Genomic DNA, 19,018 nt, shown 5'->3' with positions numbered 1-19,018 from the left:
CGATGATTTTGTCCCATGAAAATATGGGACGAATCCCACAAATTTTCACACCATACTCACTTTGAATCATGTTTGTCCGGGTGACGTTGCGGTCTCCAAAGCCTGCTGTGAAAGCAAAACGGACGCATGGCATATAAATTGCCTATGAGAATACCTTAGTAGGTGTATTCCCGTGGAAAGGAGACCTCAAAATGAAAAGACTTCTTGTAGCAATAGTGGTTTTCGCGATTGCGTCAGTCACAGGAGCAAATGCCCAGGAGGTTTCCATAATGAGCGATTTGACAAAGCACCTGGTCCAGGCTCTTCCCAAAGACGTGATCAATCGCCTCAAGAAAGAACTCATGGAAGAAGTCGCGAAGCAAATGGTAGCAGATGTGAAGAAAGAACTGACCTCAGGAAAACAGCCCATTGAACTTGCGGAGCTTCTTGCTCAGACCGGCAAGCCGGAAATTTCGCACCAAAATTTCGATACCGTACACGCCATGACTGTTCTGGGGAAACAGATGTTGACACAGCGTCCAGCCGATCCGGCAGTACATCGTCCGGCACAAAATGCCTCCGACACGGCTGCAGCAGATCAACTGGCCCGGGGTGAACTGGTGTCCATTGTGACGAATCCGAAAAATCCCGTGCGTGTTCTGACCGTCGATCAACTGAGAAAGGTGTTTTCGGGAGAATATACCAACTGGAGTCAAGTCGGCGGGCCGGACATGGAGATCAAAGTGTTCACGTGGCAGGAAAGCACCGGAAAAATAGAAGACATGCTCAAGGCTACCTTGACTCCCAAAGCTGCTCGAGTTCGTTATGTCAGCCTCATCATTCCCTATGTAGATCGAGTAAAGGGTGGCGTCGGTTTTCTCCCGACCCAGAACATGGAACAGTTGAACTTTTTGTTGGGGCATGAATCGCTCCGGAAGATTGCGGTGAAGAACGATGAAAACTCGCAACCCGTAATGCCCAGCAGATTCACCCTGGCAGACGGCTCTTACCCAATGGTTCCCAACAGAACGACGAATTCGAATTCGGGCGTAATTCCGGCGATCTCTCAAGATCAAAAACCGGTGATGCTGACTACCCGGTAAAAGCAACGCAACGAGTGGATCTGTACGCAAAGATTATTTCATCGATCCACAGCAATCATCCAATTTGCATTCAAGATAAGGATAGAATATGACATCTCAAACATTTTACAGCTTCGATACGCTGGAGGAATGCCCTCAAAACTTGGGACTTCGAGATGAACCAACGTGCTCCATCGATCTGAAGAATCTGTTTTCTCCGGAATTCACTTCTTCCGGACTCTTCGATCTCAGGAGTATTGGCAGCACCGCTCTCGGAAAATTGCTCGAGGCGATTCCTATCCCCATCATGCTCATAGACAAATGGTTCTTCGTTGTTTATGCGAATGGCGCACTGAATTCTATCAGTTCTAATTGCGAGAACCTACAAGGTTCACGGTTCATTGATGCGTTGCCTGTTCCCGACGATCCGGACAAAGCTCTCGTTCTCAAGGAAAAGACCACAGCGCTCCTGGAAAAGGTTCTTGCAGATAGAAAACCCGTGCACACGGAAGCAATCCTCAAGATCGGGGACAAAAGAATATGGGCGCGGCTGCATTTGCGATCTGTTCGGTTTTCCGCGGATCGCCACATAATGGCTATAATTCAGGACATCACTTCCGACAGAACCCAAAACTATACGTTTCAGAAAGGTCAAAAACGCCTGAGGAAAGAACTCGCTGAGTACAAGGCGAGAATTAACCGTTTGCAGAAACAATTGGCTGAGACTACCGCTAACCTACAGACTGAGAGAGAGCGACACGAGATGACGAAACAGCAAGTACTCTTGGAAAACTTTGCAGCGGCAAAGCATTAGGATGGGGATTCTCCGGATGATCTGAATGCGATCTCGCTACACGGAAGATATTCGATCATGAATGACTTCATCTTTCACGGTCTCTCTGATTTCGCGAAGAATTGGCAGAAGACTCAAGAAGCAGTCAAAGATCTCTTTGCCAAAGTGTCCGGTATTTGCGCCCATCATTATGTTCAATGCTTTTTCTTCCGAAAGTGCCGGTCGGTAGACTCTGTCGTGAGTCAGAGCGTCATAGACGTCAACAACTGCAACTATTGCGGCTGATTGCGGAATTTCCTCTCCGGATAGTCCTCTGGGATACCCCGAACCGTCCCATCGCTCATGATGGCAATAAGCAATTTCTTGCGCCATCCTGATAAGTGGGACGTTGGAATCGTGAAGTATTTTGGCTCCAATTTCCGTGTGTGTCTTCATGATTTCGAATTCTTCAGGATCCAATCCTCCCGGTTTCCGGAGAATGCTGTCAGGAATGCCTATTTTTCCAACGTCATGCATGGGGGCTGCAAGCCTCAATTCTTCTATTTGGAGACGACTCCATCCGAACGCTGTGGCCATTTCCGCTGCATAGAGCCCGATCCTTTTCACATGAGCGCCAGTTTCATCATCACGATATCCCGTCGCAGAAATCAGACGGAGGATGATCTCTTCCTCTCTGTCTCGCACTTCTTTCGTCCGTTTCTCCACCTGTAATTCAAGGCTGCGCTCGTACTCTCGGCTTAGAATCTGGAGCCTCCGTCTTTCCAAAGCTCCTGCAACATTTATCAATATTTCGTTGCGATCGAAGGGCTTGATAACATACCCGTAGGCTCCGAGTTCCAGCGTCAGGATGGCTGTCTTTCGATCGTCAACAGCCGTCACCATGACGAAAGCGGAATCCGGAAACAGTTTGTGGGCAATCGTCAGCAGATCTAATCCTGACATTCCAGGCATCATGATGTCACTTACGACCAATGCGTAAGCCTCTTTTTGGAGCTCTCTTATTGCAGCTTCACCATCGTGGACCAAAGTGCAGTGATAACCTTCAGCAGATATCCAACGCGATAGGAGTTCGCAGATATGCGGCTCATCATCCACAATTAAGATCTTGACTGCTGATGCACTATCCATGAGATCTCCCGGTTGAAATCGAAATCTGACGTAATATGTGGCATCAATGAATTTACAGGGAATTTTCGCCACTTTCAACCGAATAGATGCAGCAGAGGCGTTTAATACTGTTATCTGTTATCCACCAGACCGATCCAAGAATTGTCATTCTATCGTAGTTCCTCGTCTTATGAAGCCCATGTTACAGGCCCTTTGGGAGACTGCAAATGATTGGCTTGCGCAGAAGATTCCGATTGACTGCCTGACGTAAGATGAGGTACGCTCAGGAGCCAAACGACGTCATGGTTCAGCATTGTGAACTTAACGGTACGTCGTGCCGCTTTCAGATCATCGCCGTTTAATATCATTGCGAGGAGAAATTTGGATGGCCTGGGAACAGGTGTACAATCCGCTGAACAATTTTGTTCTCTCAACTCTGGTTGCCTCAATCCCCGTGGTAGTGCTTCTCGGAACCTTGGCCGTCTTTCGAGTGAGGGCACATTGGGCGGCTCTCATGGGGCTTGCCGCAGCTCTGACCGTATCCATCTCCGTTTTTGGAATGCCTGCGAGAATTGCTTTTGCGACAGCCATTTACGGGGCAGCTTTTGGACTTCTGCCCATCGGCTGGATCATTCTTCACGTGATCTTCCTCTATCAGCTTACAAAAGAAAAAGGTGAGTTCACGGTCCTGCAGCACAGTTTGACCGGAATCACTCAGGACAGCAGGCTGCAGCTCGTACTTATCGCTTTTGCTTTCGGAGCGTTCTTTGAAGGCGTTGCAGGTTTCGGGACGCCCGTAGCAGTCACTTCTGCAATTCTCATCGGACTCGGTTTCGGACCGCTGCAAGCCTCCGGGTTGTCGCTTATTGCCAATACAGCCCCTGTGGCTTTCGCTGCACTGGGGATTCCCATTATCACACTGGCAGCGGTGACCGATCTGGATGTATTGGCTCTGAGCGCAATGGCAGGTAGACAGCTTGCACTATTTTCAGTTCTGATCCCGTTCTGGCTGGTATGGGTGTTTGCCGGTTTTCGAGGAATGTTAGAAGTCTGGCCGGCTATTCTTGTCGCAGGGATTTCCTTTGCTGTTCCACAGGTGCTGGTTTCCAACCTCCATGGGCCCTGGCTCGTGGGAATCGTTTCTTCTGTCTGTTCTATGGCGGTGACGACCATATTTCTGCTGTATTGGCATCCCCAGCACATCTGGGGATTGAACGGCTATGATTCCGAAGCTTCCGCACGAGGATCTCACGGATACTCTACCAGACAGATAGCAAGGGCGTGGATGCCATGGGTAATCCTGAGTGTTCTGGTCTTCGTCTGGGGACTTCCTCAGGTGAAAGCTTTCCTGGATGGAATCTTCTCGGCGAAGATATCGGTGCCCGGCCTGGACGGAACGGTCGTACGGATGCCTCCTGTGGTGTCTGCTCCAACTGCCGAGCCGGCCGTGTTCTCTTTTAACCTGCTAACCACTACAGGATCGGCAATTCTGGTGGCCGCAGTAATATCGGGACTTCTCTTGGGATACTCTTTGCGAGATCTTCTCAGAGTATATTTCCAGACCATCAGATCAATTCGTTTTTCGTTACTTACGATAGCCGCCATGCTTTCACTGGGCTTTACCACTCGTTATTCAGGACTGGATGCGACTTTGGGGCTTACCTTTGCCATGACCGGACCATTCTACCCTTTTTTCGGAACGCTCCTCGGCTGGATCGGTGTCGCTCTGACAGGTTCGGACACAGCTTCCAACGTCCTCTTTGGAAGTCTGCAACGCATATCTGCAGAGCAACTCGGCCTCAGCTCGAATCTCATGGCTTCTGCCAACAGTACCGGTGGAGTTATGGGAAAAATGATTGACGCTCAAAGTATTGTCGTGGCCAGCACTGCAACCCAATGGTACGGCCATGAAGGAGATATCCTGCGATATGTCTTTTTTCACAGCATTGTCTTGGCGGTAATCGTAGGGTTGCTGGTCTTCCTCATGGCGTATGTGCCTCCCTTTACGTACCTGGTGGTTAAGTGACTTGTCTCAACACTCTAAATTCCTGACATCGGAGCACATCTTACACTACACTCGAGATGATGAGACTTGTAGTGATTTTCAAGAGTAATCGCGGATTGTGAAAAGCGATTCATCGAAAATTAGTAGCCACCGGCCTCCGTGCCGGTGGACAATATGTAAATAAATCAATTGGTTGATTGTGCCCGGCAGGGACGCCGGGCGCTACTAAGACTCTTCTTTATGGATTACTTCAAAACTTCTGAGAAGCACTATAGACTTAAGTGGGGGAAAGGTTTTACGCGGGTGCGGGCGGGATGAATGGGGCAAGCGCTATTGCGAAGCAGACCATCTTCGAAATTCTTCGATGACGAACAGGAGGTGCTCCTTCATAGCGGCTTCTGCAGCCTCCGGGTCTTTCTTCTGGATACCTTTGAATATGGCCATATGATGATCGAGAATCTTTTTCTGAGAATCTTTGCTGAGAAACATCTGTTCTCTATGAACTTTGATCGAGAAATTCATGAGCCGGTAAATACTGCTCATTAGATGGAGGAATATCATATTGTGCGAAGCTGCCGTTATCTCTGTATGAAATTTGAAATCAACCTCGTACCGAATTTGCCCCTTCTCAAAATCGCGTTGCATTTCTTTCAGGTAGTACCGTATTCGCTTCAGTTCTTCTTCGGTCCGATTCTCCGCAGCTTTCCTCGCAGCCAATGACTCCATGTAAGCTCTGATTTCCGCCAATTCGAGCACGCGTTGCTTGTCATCTCCAAGCACGAGTTCCATCGGTTGCTGGATTTCCTGCTCGGCGATATTCTTGACCAGACTCCCGCCTCCATGCACAATGTCGACAAATCCCTGTATTTCCAGTTGCTGAATGGCCTCCCGAACGGACGGTCGACTGACCCCCATCTGCTCGGCCAACTCTCGTTCGGAGGGAAGACGATCCCCCACCCTGAAAACCCCGGCTCCAATAGCTTTCTTCAGTTGACTTGCTACCTTGTGGGAAATACGTTCCAGGCGAATAGGCTCGAAAACGGGTTCGGCGGGCGCTTTGCGTTTAGCATTCATACGCTTTTACATAAGCAAAGGCACATGAATTGTCAAGTCCTTTGGTTCCTGTCTTTGTAAAAATACTTGACAAGTTTGATGACTCTATGATTAAACTGGTCATACCACTTTGCTGGTAAGGATTCATCATGGTTTCCCCTCTCGTAAGTAAGCTTCGGGATATCCTTGGTAAGCGCAAAGTCCTGGATTCTGATGCAGAGCTCCTCTGCTATTCATTTGATGCAACCCCCCTGCTCTATCACAAACCTGACGTCGTTACGTTGGTCGATTCCGAGGAAGATATTCGACTTGTTCTGGAATTCGCTGCACAGGAAGGATTACCTGTAACCACTCGAGGGAGCGGCACAGGATTGAGTGGCGGATCTGTGCCGGTGAACGGGGGGATACTGATCGTTACGACCTCGATGAATCGCGTTATTGAAATAGATGCTCATGACATGTCTGCAACAGTGGAACCGGGGGTGATCACTGCAAATCTTCACGCGCTTGTGGAAGCTCAAGGTCTCTTCTATCCTCCCGATCCGGGCAGTATGAAGATTTCCACAATCGGCGGAAATGTTGCCGAGAATGCTGGTGGCTTACGGGGACTCAAATACGGAGTCACCGGTGATTACGTCCTGTCGCTCGATACTTACTTTATCGACGGGTCCAAAATCCGGTATGGAACCAAGTGCCTCAAGGACGTTGCCGGGTATAATCTCACCAAATTCTTGATCGGAACCGAGGGGACTATCGGCATATTCTCCAGAATAGTTCTTAAACTGATCCCGAAACCAAAAACAAAGACAACTTTTCTGGCTTTGTATGACGACATTGTGGACGCCGCCCGCACAGTTTCAGCCATTATATCCCGTAAAGTCATTCCTTCCACGCTGGAGCTGATGGATTCCGTAACGATCAACTGCGTGGAGGATCACGTGAACATCGGCCTACCGCGGGACGTTGAAGCGCTCCTCCTCATCGAGACTGACGGGCATCCGGAGGTCGTGCGAGAAGAAGCGGAAATTATCAGAGAAGCGTGTACGGCGAATAGAGTGCGCTCATTGAGGATTGCAGCAAATGCGAGAGAGTCCGAAGAGCTTTTCACGGCCCGCAGGAATGCTCTGAGTGCTCTTGCTCGGGTAAAACCTACAACTATTCTTGAAGATATCACGGTTCCTCGTCCGGTAATTCCTGAGATGATGGTGACCATCAGGCAAGCGGCTGAACAGTACGGCATTACCATTGGCACGTTCGGTCATGCCGGCGACGGCAATCTTCATCCGACATGCCTGACCGACGAGCGAGACAAAGACGAAATCCATCGTGTCGAACAAGCGTACGAGGTCATCTTCGAGAAAGCAATCGCTCTCGGAGGCACTATATCCGGAGAGCACGGCACCGGGATTAGTAAGGCCAAGTACCTTCCCAAAATGGTGGGTTCCAAAGCACTTGAAGTGATGAAACGGATCAAGCATGCATTCGATCCGGAAAACCGGCTCAATCCCGGTAAGATATTCCTCCCCACCGAGAGATAATTCGTGGCAAAGCACATGAACGTTGAAAAAATAGCCAAGTCCATGTCCACGCTGGACATTCATGATTACGGAGACGTCCTGCAATGCATGCGATGCGGCTCATGCCTCCCTTATTGTCCTACCTACCGCACAGATGGAATCGAAACGCAGTCACCGCGAGGCCGAGTGGCCATGATCAAGGCAGTAATCGATGGACGGTTGACGCCTGAAGAAGAGTTCGCCCGGCATATGTACCACTGCCTGGATTGTCGCAATTGTCAGACAGTCTGTCCTGCGGGAGTAAAAGTAGGTGAATTGGTGCTCGAAGCACGCCACAGAATCGAGCAGCACACCCCACAACCGCTTCTGAAGCGTTTCATTCTCGAATCTGCCATTCGCGATCAGACGAAGCTTTCCCGCTATCTTTCCCCTTTGCGATTATATCAGAATCTCGGAATCCAACGGTTAGTTCGCCGATCTCACATACTCCAATCGCTCTCGTCAGACCTGGATTTTATGGAGTCGCTTTTGCCCCGACTTCCCGATCGACCGCTGATCGATACGATCCCGGAAATTATACCCGCTGCAGGTCAGGAAAAGGGCAAAGTAGGTTTCTTTCTCGGATGCGCAATGAATTTGGTCTTTGCGGACATCAGTCGAGACACCATTCATTGTCTGACACAAGCCGGTTACACGGTAATAGTGCCCAAGAGCCAACAATGCTGCGGCACACCCAATATTGCGGAAGGTGAACGCAAGATCTACCGGGAGATGGCCGAACACAATGTGTCTCTTTTCGAGAGACATGATGTAGACGCCATCGTGAGTGATTGCGCCGCATGCGGCATGGAACTCAAGTCGTATAGAGAGACTCTGGCTCCGGTGACTCGGGCTTCGAAAAGAGCCGAGATGTTCTCGGGAAAAGTCAAAGACATTTCGGAATTCCTGGTTTCCGCATTCGGCCCGCATAGCGACTTTGGTTCCCTTGGCGAGAAGGTGTGTTTCCACGATCCATGTCATTTGCGTCACGGTCAGAATCTTGTCTCGCCTCAGCGAGAGCTCTTGCGTCGAATTCCGGACCTCTTCCTGGTCGATGTTCCGGATGAAGGTCAGTGCTGCGGATCTGCGGGGATATACAATATCACCCATCGTGAACGCTCCATGAAGATACTTGAGGCGAAGATTGCAGCTATCGATAAGACTGGTGCAGATCGGGTGATAACATCCAATCCGGGTTGTCTTATGCAGCTTCAATTCGCCCGGGAGCAGTGGAAAAAATCTTGGTCATTGTCGCACATATCTCAGGTTATCCGTATGTCATTGGAGCACAAAGAAGCGTGATTTCCAGGGGGGGAGTTTGGCTTCGTGGTTCGGAGACAGTTCCTCATAACAGGTTGTCATTCTAACTGTCAGTAAAACGACTACATGAGCGGTCGGCTTCGTCCTTTATTCTACATTTGCCGGTTCCCGGTAGAGAGGAGGCGATTTTCCCGAATAAAGTGCCCTTGTGAGTAAATAGCTAACATCTCAACAAAAACCATGGAGGAAGGCTTTATGAAAAGAGTGGCTTTGGCGTTATTAGTGCTCGTGACTGCGTTCGCTTTTGGCATCACGGCAAGCAACTCGTTTGCTCAGGAAAAACCTGCGAAAAAAATCGAGAAATTCGGCGAAGATCAGAGAGCCAAAGAATGGAAAGGGAAGAGATGGACCACATCTGACAAGAAGTTTACCTGGCGTGCGAGTGACCCCTGGGGAGGTCTGATCTTCCACGATTTCCTGATTCATTTCGCTGACAGCGTACGAGCTGCAAGCGGCGGTCGGCTTGATATCAAGGTCTTCCAGACCGGTGCGATCGTACCCGCAATGGAGACCTTCGATGCCGTGTCAAAGGGCACTCTCGACATGGGCCATGCCTGGCCCGGTTACTGGAAAGGGAAGAACGAGGCCTTTGTGGCATTTGCCTCCGTTCCGTTCGGTCTTGATGTAGAGGGATACAACATTTGGTACTACGAGCGCGGCGGAGCAAAGATGTTGAACGACCTCTATGCACCCTTCAACATGGTTGGGTTCTTCTGTGGCAATTCCGGTCAGGAACTTGGTATTCACTCAAATAAAAAGGCCACGAAGATGGAAGACTTCAAGGGGATGAAGGTAAGGACGGTGGGGTGGTACCAGGATATCCTGAACCTGCTCGGCGCCAACGTGACACCGCTTCCGGGCCCGGAAATCTACCTGGCATTGGAAAGAGGCGTCATTGACGGATGCGAATTCAGTAGCCCGGCAATCAATCTTCCACAAGGGTACCACGAGATCACAAAATTCGTGATCGAGCCGGGTGTGCATCAGCCGAGCTGTCAGACAGATATCTTCATAAACAAGAAGAAATGGGACGAACTCCCGGACGATCTGAAAGCTATCGTTGAGATCTGTGCGAAAGAGACGCAACTCTGGTCCACGGCCTGGATCGAAAACCTCAATATCGGGGCAATCGAGCAAATGGGCAAGAAAGTGGAATACGTTCAGATGGACGATGCCACCATCATCGAATTCGCCAGGGTCAGTAAGAAGTACCTCGATGACCTGGGTGCCAAGAGTCCCGATGTGAAGAAAGTCCTGGATTCGCAAGAGCAGTTCAAAAAAGACTTTGCCCCCTGGCGCAAAATGCGAGGCGGCATAGCGCCGTGGCCGCACGAGCAGCTCATCAAGGGGCAACTCTACCAGTAGGCGATTCGTCTGTTGACCCTGGAGCATCCCTCCCCCGGAGAGCTTGACCTCTCCGGGGCCACAACCTCATCGAGATTTTTAGAAGGGGAACCGCGATGAAGAAGTTCGTCCGCGCTGTGGACGTGTTCAACGAATTCTTTGGTAAGAACATGGCCTTGCTCATCTTGCCGCTTGTCTTCGTGGTGGTGTACGAAGTTATAGCCAGGAAAATATTTCATTCTCCTACCGTCTGGGCTTTTGAAGTCACGGTTTGGCTTTACGGAGCTCACTTCATGCTCGGTGCGGCTTATACGCACCTCCATGATCGTCACGTCCGAATAGACATTTTGTCCCAGAAGCTTCCGGAAAAAGTTCAAATTTGGCTGTCAGTCATCACATTCTGGCTATTATTCGTTCCTTTTGTTGGCGGCCTTTCTTACGCTGCCGTATCGTACGCCGCACATTCATGGGCAAGCTGGGAACATAGCTGGAGTGCATGGAAACCTCCGCTCTACCTGTACAAGACAGTTATGCCCGTCGGGCTCCTGTTACTTTTCCTTCAAGGAGCGGCCAACTTCGTGCGAGATATCTATAGGCTGAAAGGGGAAGAGATATGAGCCCTGAATTCGTTGCCGTCGCCATGTTCGGGACCCTTTTCGTGGTGCTGTTCATGGGACATCCCCTGGCTTTTTCACTGGGTGCGGTGGCGGTCCTGTTCGGACTTCTTGGGTGGGGAGGTTCTCCGGATCAGATTTTCGGTATATTTGCCAATAAAACGTATGGAGTCATGGAGGAGTACGTTCTCGTCGCTGTCCCTCTCTTTATCTTTATGGCCCAGATGCTGGATGCTTCCGGGGTGGCGGAAAAGCTCTTTCATACCATGCACGTCCTGTGGGGGCCTGTACGAGGAGGACTCGGAATTGCCGTAATCCTTGTTTGTACTGTGTTCGCGGCATCAACGGGCGTGGTAGGCGCGACGGAAGTTGCCATCGGGCTTCTTGCTGCACCGAATCTGTTGAAGCGGGGCTATGACATCCCCATGACCGCCGGATGCATCTGCGCTGGTGGTACTCTGGGAATTCTTATTCCTCCCAGTATCATGCTGGTGGTGTACGGCGGACTAACGAACATATCCGTGGGTAAGCTGTTCGCTGCCGCAATGTTACCCGGATTGACGTTATCTTCTCTCTACATCATCTATGTGGCTGTTCGCTGCGGTCTTAACCCTAAGATGGGGCCTCCGCTTCCCAAAGAAGAGCGAACGCAATCAGCAAAGCAAAAGCTTGGGATGGTATTCACTTCCTTGATTCCGCCTCTGTTTCTGATTTTCATGGTCCTCGGAAGTATCGTGGCCGGAATAGCGACCACAACGGAGGCTGCAGGTCTTGGTGCGATTGGGGCAATGCTTTTGGCCCTTGCCTATCGACGCCTTACATGGGCTGCAATTGTGGATTCCGCAACAGCCACGATGAAGATCACCTGTATGGTCATGGTTCTGTTTCTCGGAGGAAACGCGTTTCAGTCGATCTTCATGGGTCTTGGGGGCGGTGATGCGGTTTCGAGTGTATTATTAGGCCTTCAGGTAAGCCCCTATGTGGTTCTCTTTATCATGATGGGTATCGTATTTTTTCTCGGCATGTTCATTGACTGGCTAGGGATTTTGCTCATTGTAATTCCGGTGTTTACGCCGGTTGCTCAAGAACTCGGGTTCGATCCACTGTGGTTCGGCACTCTCATCTGCGTGAATCTTCAGATGGCTTTTCTTACGCCACCATTCGGGTATTCGCTGTTTTACTTGAGAGGCATTGCCCCGCCTGAAATGACCATGGGCCTCATCTACAAGGGTGTGATTCCATTTATTTGTCTGCAATGGATTGGATTGATTGCGTGCGTTATGTATCAGCCTTTGATAATGTATCTTCCAACCGCCCTTTTCGGGGAATAAGCAACCGATTGGGCAATGCTCCAAATCCAAGGGGAGTCTACATGAATATCATAACCGTATCACGGCTCGTCGGCTCGTATGGAGACGATATTGCGTCCAAAGTAGCGGAGAAAATGGGGCTGGAATTTGTCGGACGCACTGGTTTGCATGAGCTGGCCATGAGCTGCGATCTCGAATACCGCGAAGCGTGCACTTTGTACGAGACAGAACACGGCCCTGGCTTCTTCGAGCGTCTCTTTTTTGACAGACCTTCCCATAAAAGCCTTTTCGAAGCACTCACCTACGAGCAGGCCGGCAGGGGAAACGTCGTAATGGTCGGTCGGGGAGCCCAGATCGTGCTTCACGATCTTCCCGGTGTGTTTTGTGTGGGTGTTATTGCCTCTCGCGTCAATCGCGTTCAGCGCATTATGCAAAAACTCGGAATTCCCTTGGAAGAAGCAGAATATTACGTAGACAAGTACGATGCAGAACGAATCACCCTGATCAAAACGGTTTTTGATAAGGATCCTACAGACTTAATGCTGTACAATCTGCTTATCAATACCGATCATTACACTGCAGAAAATGCTGCGGACGTAATCGTGCATGCAATCGGCAAAATGGATAAACGGCCAGATGGCGACCAGCTTGTGGAAACCCTGAAGAATATGGCTCTGGCAAAAAGAATTGAAGCCCTCGTGCGAAGGAAGCTCACTTCTGCAGTAGCTGGTAACGTTGAGATCAGCGCCGAACCCGGGGGCGTAATTCGGATATCCGGACGCATACGCGAAAAGGCTGACCGGGCCAGGGTGGAAAAGATTGCTGCGGAATACTCCGGAGTCACGCAAGTGGTGAACGAATTAAAAGTTACCGACCTCACTTTTCGCGTGTAAGTCAACGACATGAATTGAAAAAGTATGCCTGAATACCTGCAAATCGCTCTCGGTCTTTTTGGATTGGCTGGTGTATTTGTCCTCACCCGGTACATCGTAGCGTACCGGATCAAACGTGCCACTGGCTACATAATTCGAGATCTGCAAAAGCATAGGGCCCTCGATCCCGTCAGCGCAGTGGAGTTACCGTACGCCCGGCACAATCCGCTGCGCATCGGAATGAGAAACTATCATGCCAAAGCCATCGAATTTATGCTGAGTGAAGGAGTGGTGGGAAAGACGACAACCGAAAAGTACTACTTGCGCTTAGACGGGCGAGGCAGCCTTTCCAATGATGAGCAGGTGCATGACTAATCAAGATCTGGAAAAAACCGTGCTCCAGTTCATGGACTCATACACCACTATGTCTCTGGCATGCTGCAGCGAAGGACAACCATGGGTGGCTGCTGTTTATTATGCACGAGATGGGTTCGATCTCATATTCTTCTCTTCTCCCCAATCCCGACATGCAACATTCCTCGCAGAAAATCCCAGGGCAGCGGCAACAATTCACGGAGATTACAAGGGCTGGAAGGAAATCAAAGGGCTGCAATTGGAGGGCCTCGTCGAGCCAATCACAGGTGTTACCGCAAAGACCCGTGCATTGACGACCTATTTACTCCGGTATCCTTTCGTCAAGGATTTCATTTCTCGACCCGGACTGATTGCTGACGGTCTCGCGGGTAAGATGGCAAAAATTGCTCTGTATGTATTTCGGCCGGACTACGTCTTCTTTGTTGATAATGAAGTCGGATTTGGAAAAAGACAGAAATTGGAAATCCGAAACGGAAACGTCATTTAGCTCTTGCCGTACATGGCTTTACCAAGCTGCCGGTTCCAGCACAATCGTTCTTTATTTCAGTCTTTCACAGTAGTACAATTTCCTCGCTATGCACACTGGTAGGAAATGATAAACAGTGTCCAATTGCGAAAAGCACTTCTCGGCAATTGGTAGGTGCCGTGCCTCCGTGCCGGCACATTTTTCATGTCAAGTCGACCAGGTCGGGCCGGCAGAGACGCCGGCCCCTACCGTTCATTCAAAGCACAAAGTGTTCAAAAGGTCAGAAATTATGTCATCAGTTATAGATAGCGAAGGCTGTGGTGTCCTGAGCGCAGTGATTAGACGGCTTTGCGTCGTCCGGAGCGAAGGATACCTCCAGCCTCCCGCGGTCTCGAATAAGTCTTTTTGTTGACCCCAGAGCTGTAACAGTCCTATAGTTCATATATTATCCTCAACACAATCAGGAGACTGGTTCATGACCATGAGATTGCCGGGAGTTCTAATCCTCATCGCTTTCATTTCTTTGAGCATTGTAGGCTGCAGCGAAAAACCGCAAGTTGCGACGCCTTCTTTGCCTGAGGTCTACGTAAGTAAACCGCTCAAGAAGGAAGTCACCCAGTTTCTTGAGTTTACGGGAACCACTGCCGCATTGGAATTTGTCGAGGTCAGAGCCAGAGTTGAGGGATGGCTGCAGAGCATTCATTTTGAATCCGGGGCTCGAGTAAAAAAAGGCGATCTGCTTTTTGTCATAGATCCGCGCCCCTTCCAGGCCCAGGTCGATCAGGCTCAGGCTGCCCTGAAGGGTAAAGAAGCCGACCTCCAACTGAAACAGGCAAATCTCAAGCGTGCTCAACAACTGCTCGCCTCGGCCTCCATCAGCCAGCTTCAGTACGACATCCAGAATGCAGACGAATCGGTCGCTCTGGCTCAGGTGGGAATCGCAAAAGCTGACCTCGAAAAAGCCAAACTCGATCTCGCGTACACGCAATTAACCGCTCCCATTGATGGACGTGTCAGTCGTAACATGGTGGATATAGGAAATCTTGTCGGAGCAAAAGACAAGACCCTTCTCACTGAAATAGTGAACGACAGCTCGGTATATGTCTACTTTGATGTCAGCGAGCGGGACATTCTCATGCTGATTCGCAAGTTTCCCAATATTGAGAGAGAAGCAGAATCGGACAGAAATAGAGCACCTGCCTATCTTCAGCTTGCGGATGAGACCGGATATCCCCACGAGGGCCGAATAGATTTTGTTGACCCGCGGGTCGATCCGAGCACGGGCACTCTGCGGGTACGAGCTATCTTTGCGAACGACAAAGGCCTGCTTGTCAGCGGTCTGTTCGGTCGAATCCGTGTTCCGATCGAGAAGAAGGATGCAGTCCTTGTACCTGAAACTGCGGTTGGCATCGGCCAGGGTGGAAGGTACGTTCTCCTGGTGAACAAGGACAACGTAGTGGAATTGCGGCCCGTCAAGACGGGACAATTGGAAGGCACTCTTCGAGTCATCCAGGAAGGGCTCACAAAAGACGACTGGGTGGTCGTGAATGCCATCCAGAGGGCACGACCCGGTTTGAAGGTAGCTCCCAAGGAGTCCTCGATTTCAGCCCCATCCCAGGAGACCGGCAAAGCGGCTCCGTCTTCCGGAAAGTAATCGAGGCTCATCATGTTCAGTCGTTTTTTTATTGAAAGACCCATATTCGCCTCAGTCATCTCGATCGTCATCGTATTCGCCGGTGCAGTTGCCATTTTGTCACTTCCAATTGCGCAGTATCCGGAAATCGTACCTCCGGTAGTACAAGTAAAAGCTTACTACCCTGGAGCGGACCCGCAAGTAATCGCAGAGACGGTCGCAGCCCCTATCGAGCAACAGGTGAACGGCGTTGAGAACATGCTTTATATGTCGAGCCAGAGCTCCGCTGACGGCTCGTACACGCTGAACGTAACCTTCGAGTTAGGAACGGATATCGATATGAATACGGTTCTCACACAGAACCGTGTATCGGCAGCTCTCTCGCAATTACCGGAAGAAGTTCAACGGCAAGGAGTCACGACCAAGAAAGTGTCCAGCGCACTTGTGGCAGTCATTTCTTTCTATTCTCCGGAAGGCCGATACGACGATCTCTTCATCACAAATTATCTCACCATTAACGTAAAAGACGTCCTTTCGAGAATACGAGGCGTGGGGGACATTTCGACGTTCCCTACCAAGGATTATTCCATGCGTATCTGGCTGGACCCGGATAAACTGCGTGCACGAGGCATAACGGTGGATGATGTAGTAAAAGCCTTGCGGCAGCAGAATGTGCAGGTTGCTTCCGGCCAGTTGGGACAGCCTCCGGTTCCCAAGGATCAAGCCTACCAGATCAACGTGAACACCCTGGGACGGCTCACCGATGTTGAGCAATTTTCTGATATCATTATTAAAACCGGCGAAGGCACTCGGGCCATTCGAGTCAAGGATGTCGCGCGGGTCGATCTGGGCGGCAAAGCTTACGATTTCCAGTCGTTGTTCAACGGCCAGCCTGCAGCCACTCTGATCGTGTATCAATCTCCAGGTTCCAATGCTATCGAAGTTACCGAGAATTTGACCAAAGCGATGGATGAACTCAAGAAGACTTTCCCGCAAGGGCTTGAGTACCGTGTGATCTATAAGATTTCAGACTTTATAGATGCTTCGATTCACGAAGTAATCAAGACATTGTTTGAAGCGTTTCTTCTCGTTGTCATAGTGGTGTTCGTTTTTCTGCAAAACTGGCGGGCGACTCTGATACCGCTCATTGCTATTCCCGTATCGCTCATAGGTACTTTCGCGGTAATGCCTTTCATGGGATTTTCCATCAACATGGTGACGCTCTTCGGATTGGTGCTTGCCATAGGCATTGTCGTGGATGATGCAATCGTGGTGGTGGAGAACGTCGAACGCAACATGGCAGAGCACGGCATGAACCCCAAGGAAGCTGCCATTCGGTCCATGGAAGAAGTCACCGGTGCGATTATCGGCACCACACTGGTTCTCATGGCGGTTTTCGTGCCTCCGGCTTTCATGGGAGGGATCACCGGGCAACTGTTTCGCCAATTTTCTCTTACTATTGCCATCTCTACGTTTTTCAGTGCGCTGAATGCATTGACCATGAGCCCGGCCATGTGCGCATTGATCCTGAAACCGGGGCATGGATCGAAGAATTTCTTCTTCCGAGGCTTTAACACGGTTTTTGACCGAACGACCAACTGGTACACCCGTGTCGTATCTGCTGCAATCAGACGGATCGGGATAGCCATGATCCTGTTCGTCGGACTGGTCGTTATCGGAGTGCTTGCATTTCAGAAGATTCCCGGCGGATTTCTCCCGTTGGAAGATGACGGACTGGTGCTCGTGAATGTTCAGATGCCGGATGGAGCTACCCTGAATCGGACGTACGAAACCGCACAAGCGGTAGGCAAGGTTCTTGACCGGACAGATGGCGTGGAAAGTTGGGGAGCGCTGATCGGGTATTCGATGATCGACTCGGCAAGGTCGAATCTTGCCACGTTTTTTGTTCCGTTAAAGCCGTGGGAAGAACGTCTTGCGAAAGGCCGCTCGAGAGACGTCATAATGAAAGAGCTTTACGCTCAATTCCAGAAAATCCCTGAGGGTACCATTTTTCCCTTCACGCTTCCTCCAGTGATCGGCTTGGGAACTGGTGGCGGCTTCGAGATGCAACTGCTGGATAAAGCGAACCTCGGGTTCCCAGCTCTGCAAGAGGCAGGTAATGAATTGGCCCGCTCGGCCAACAGTCAACCCGATCTTACATCGGTCGTGGCTACGTTCCGAGCGACCTATCCTGCGGTATACTTGGACATTGATCGAACGAAAGCACTCGCTTTGAAAGTGCCGCTCGAGAGCGTGTTTGACACTCTTCAAACCTACCTGGGATCGGCATATGTTAATGATTTCACTAAATTCAGCCGAACCTGGCAAGTGAGGGCTCAAGCTGAGAGCGCATTCCGAAGGAATCCCGAGGACATTTCCCAATTGTACGTCAGAAGCAGTGAAGGCAAGATGATTCCATTGGGAACGCTGGTCAGCGCACGCTATGAGGTCGGTCCCATGCGTGTCGACCGTTACAACCTGTTCCCCACTTCAAAAGTCATGGGCTCTCCGGCTCCCGGATTCAGCTCGGGACAAGCTCTCGATACTATGGAACAGCTCGCGAAAAAAGTCCTTCCACCGGGAATGTCATTCGAATGGACGAATATGGCTTTCGAGGAAAAGAAGTCTGCAGGAAAAGGCTCTATAGTTTTCCTGGTCGCGATATTTGTCGTTATCTTGGTCCTCGCGGCACTATACGAGAGTTGGACCGATCCGCTTGCTGTTGTTCTCATTGTGCCTTTGGCGGTATTGGGTTCGGCAATCGGCCTCCTGATCGCAGGACTTGACAACAATTTGTACACTCAGGTCGGACTTGTGCTTCTTGTCGGGTTGTCGGCCAAGAACGCTATCCTCATCGTGGAGTTTGCACGAGATACCAGGGCAAAAGGAAAGGGATTGTACGAAGCGGTGGTCGAAGCATCGAAGCTGCGGTTTCGCCCTATTCTCATGACATCATTTGCATTCATTCTGGGAGTATTACCTCTTGTTTCAGCATCGGGAGCAGGTGCCGTGAGCCGGGTTTCGGTGGGAACGGTGGTGTTCGCCGGAATGTTGGGGGTGACAATCCTCGGAGTTTTCTTTACTCCCGCGCTTTATGTCCTGATGCAAGGTCGCCGGAAGAACGAGTACCAACCACCCCAAGGCTGATCGTATGAATTTTTAGGCAATGGGAATCCAATTATCGTAAGTGCCAGAACTAATGTCTGATTCAGAAAAAGAACATTGGTGGGTGCCGGCCTCCGTGCCGGCACATCTTCAATATTCATAAATGATATCGCCATGATATACCGGCAGAGAAAAAGTGTCTCAAAATTCTCGAATGCACAAAAATCGTGCCACGATTCATCATCCTTGTAGGGGCAGGTCTCGTGCCTGCCCTCCCGCAATGACCGGCACGGAGGCCGGTCACTACCGGGCACCCACGAGGGGCGCCCCTACAATCAAGCGTGAAGATGCTGAGAATTCGTGCCACGATTTGGTATGAATTTCGACTTTTGAGACAGTCTCGG

15 protein-coding genes are annotated in these 19,018 nt (G+C 50.4%); 13 read left to right on the top strand and 2 right to left on the bottom strand.

Going from position 1 to position 19,018, the window contains the following annotated elements; all coding sequences use genetic code 11:
• Positions 1-191: 191 nt before the first annotated feature.
• A complete protein-coding gene (locus DESTI_RS11205) occupies positions 192-1,082 on the top strand; it encodes a substrate-binding domain-containing protein (protein ID WP_014810071.1) in 891 nt (296 codons plus the stop codon).
• Positions 1,083-1,170: 88 nt separating this feature from the next.
• Positions 1,171-1,875, top strand: a complete 705-nt coding sequence (locus DESTI_RS11200; protein WP_014810070.1) for a PAS domain-containing protein — start codon at positions 1,171-1,173, stop codon at positions 1,873-1,875.
• A gap of 36 nt (positions 1,876-1,911) precedes the next feature.
• Here DESTI_RS11200 and DESTI_RS11195 read toward each other — a convergent pair whose 3' ends face one another.
• Positions 1,912-2,982 carry an HD-GYP domain-containing protein gene (locus tag DESTI_RS11195; RefSeq protein ID WP_014810069.1) on the bottom strand — a complete coding sequence of 357 codons (1,071 nt, stop codon included), beginning with the start codon at positions 2,980-2,982 and terminating at the stop codon, positions 1,912-1,914.
• 364 nt (positions 2,983-3,346) lie between these two features.
• Here DESTI_RS11195 and DESTI_RS11190 point away from each other — a divergent pair, with 364 nt between their 5' ends.
• The gene (locus DESTI_RS11190) at positions 3,347-4,987 is read left to right on the top strand and encodes an L-lactate permease (RefSeq protein ID WP_014810068.1); all 1,641 of its coding nucleotides are present in this window, start codon (positions 3,347-3,349) and stop codon (positions 4,985-4,987) included.
• A gap of 309 nt (positions 4,988-5,296) precedes the next feature.
• On the opposite strand, the gene DESTI_RS11185 is transcribed toward DESTI_RS11190, so the two are convergent.
• Positions 5,297-6,040: a FadR/GntR family transcriptional regulator gene (locus DESTI_RS11185; protein WP_014810067.1), complete on the bottom strand. Its 744-nt coding sequence runs from the start codon at positions 6,038-6,040 to the stop codon at positions 5,297-5,299.
• Between the two features lie 128 nt (positions 6,041-6,168).
• Between DESTI_RS11185 and DESTI_RS11180 the strand changes: the two genes are divergently transcribed.
• The 10 genes from DESTI_RS11180 (at position 6,169) to DESTI_RS11135 (ending at position 18,656) form a co-directional block, all read left to right on the top strand.
• Complete coding sequence (locus DESTI_RS11180) at positions 6,169-7,557, top strand: FAD-binding oxidoreductase (protein ID WP_014810066.1); 1,389 nt, start codon at positions 6,169-6,171, stop codon at positions 7,555-7,557.
• A 3-nt stretch (positions 7,558-7,560) separates the two neighbouring features.
• A complete protein-coding gene (locus tag DESTI_RS11175; RefSeq protein WP_014810065.1) occupies positions 7,561-8,877 on the top strand; it encodes a (Fe-S)-binding protein in 1,317 nt (438 codons plus the stop codon).
• 213 nt (positions 8,878-9,090) lie between these two features.
• The gene (locus DESTI_RS11170; RefSeq protein WP_014810064.1) at positions 9,091-10,260 is read left to right on the top strand and encodes a TRAP transporter substrate-binding protein; all 1,170 of its coding nucleotides are present in this window, start codon (positions 9,091-9,093) and stop codon (positions 10,258-10,260) included.
• A 95-nt stretch (positions 10,261-10,355) separates the two neighbouring features.
• Entirely contained in the window at positions 10,356-10,856 is a 501-nt protein-coding gene (locus DESTI_RS11165) for a TRAP transporter small permease subunit (RefSeq protein WP_014810063.1), read from the top strand.
• Positions 10,853-12,184 (top strand): TRAP transporter large permease, encoded by a 1,332-nt coding sequence (locus DESTI_RS11160; RefSeq protein ID WP_014810062.1) that lies wholly within the window; start codon positions 10,853-10,855, stop codon positions 12,182-12,184. Before DESTI_RS11165 ends, DESTI_RS11160 begins: the two co-directional genes overlap by 4 nt.
• 41 nt (positions 12,185-12,225) lie before the next feature.
• A complete protein-coding gene (locus DESTI_RS11155; RefSeq protein WP_014810061.1) occupies positions 12,226-13,056 on the top strand; it encodes a cytidylate kinase family protein in 831 nt (276 codons plus the stop codon).
• A gap of 24 nt (positions 13,057-13,080) precedes the next feature.
• A complete protein-coding gene (locus tag DESTI_RS11150) occupies positions 13,081-13,410 on the top strand; it encodes a hypothetical protein (protein WP_014810060.1) in 330 nt (109 codons plus the stop codon).
• Positions 13,403-13,897, top strand: coding sequence for a pyridoxamine 5'-phosphate oxidase family protein (locus DESTI_RS11145; protein WP_014810059.1), 495 nt, complete (start codon positions 13,403-13,405; stop codon positions 13,895-13,897). The genes DESTI_RS11150 and DESTI_RS11145 overlap by 8 nt, the downstream gene beginning before the upstream one ends.
• A gap of 454 nt (positions 13,898-14,351) precedes the next feature.
• Positions 14,352-15,530 carry an efflux RND transporter periplasmic adaptor subunit gene (locus tag DESTI_RS11140; protein WP_014810057.1) on the top strand — a complete coding sequence of 393 codons (1,179 nt, stop codon included), beginning with the start codon at positions 14,352-14,354 and terminating at the stop codon, positions 15,528-15,530.
• 12 nt (positions 15,531-15,542) lie between these two features.
• Complete coding sequence (locus DESTI_RS11135; RefSeq protein WP_014810056.1) at positions 15,543-18,656, top strand: efflux RND transporter permease subunit; 3,114 nt, start codon at positions 15,543-15,545, stop codon at positions 18,654-18,656.
• The last annotated feature ends 362 nt before the right edge of the window (positions 18,657-19,018 follow it).

Origin of the sequence: Desulfomonile tiedjei DSM 6799, assembly GCF_000266945.1 — a bacterium.
GTDB lineage: Bacteria > Desulfobacterota > Desulfomonilia > Desulfomonilales > Desulfomonilaceae > Desulfomonile > Desulfomonile tiedjei.
Note: the sequence above shows the minus strand (reverse complement) of the source record. Positions and strands in the feature narration are given on the sequence as shown.

Bases quoted from the DNA above. Each gene is read 5' to 3' on its own strand.
- DESTI_RS11205 (WP_014810071.1), top strand. From the start codon at position 192: ATGAAAAGACTTCTTGTAGCAATAGTGGTTTTCGCGATTGCGTCAGTC.
- DESTI_RS11200 (WP_014810070.1), top strand. From the start codon at position 1,171: ATGACATCTCAAACATTTTACAGCTTCGATACGCTGGAGGAATGCCCT.
- DESTI_RS11195 (WP_014810069.1), bottom strand. From the start codon at position 2,982: ATGGATAGTGCATCAGCAGTCAAGATCTTAATTGTGGATGATGAGCCG.
- DESTI_RS11190 (WP_014810068.1), top strand. From the start codon at position 3,347: ATGGCCTGGGAACAGGTGTACAATCCGCTGAACAATTTTGTTCTCTCA.
- DESTI_RS11185 (WP_014810067.1), bottom strand. From the start codon at position 6,040: ATGAATGCTAAACGCAAAGCGCCCGCCGAACCCGTTTTCGAGCCTATT.
- DESTI_RS11180 (WP_014810066.1), top strand. From the start codon at position 6,169: ATGGTTTCCCCTCTCGTAAGTAAGCTTCGGGATATCCTTGGTAAGCGC.
- DESTI_RS11170 (WP_014810064.1), top strand. From the start codon at position 9,091: ATGAAAAGAGTGGCTTTGGCGTTATTAGTGCTCGTGACTGCGTTCGCT.
- DESTI_RS11165 (WP_014810063.1), top strand. From the start codon at position 10,356: ATGAAGAAGTTCGTCCGCGCTGTGGACGTGTTCAACGAATTCTTTGGT.
- DESTI_RS11160 (WP_014810062.1), top strand. From the start codon at position 10,853: ATGAGCCCTGAATTCGTTGCCGTCGCCATGTTCGGGACCCTTTTCGTG.
- DESTI_RS11155 (WP_014810061.1), top strand. From the start codon at position 12,226: ATGAATATCATAACCGTATCACGGCTCGTCGGCTCGTATGGAGACGAT.
- DESTI_RS11150 (WP_014810060.1), top strand. From the start codon at position 13,081: ATGCCTGAATACCTGCAAATCGCTCTCGGTCTTTTTGGATTGGCTGGT.
- DESTI_RS11145 (WP_014810059.1), top strand. From the start codon at position 13,403: ATGACTAATCAAGATCTGGAAAAAACCGTGCTCCAGTTCATGGACTCA.
- DESTI_RS11140 (WP_014810057.1), top strand. From the start codon at position 14,352: ATGACCATGAGATTGCCGGGAGTTCTAATCCTCATCGCTTTCATTTCT.
- DESTI_RS11135 (WP_014810056.1), top strand. From the start codon at position 15,543: ATGTTCAGTCGTTTTTTTATTGAAAGACCCATATTCGCCTCAGTCATC.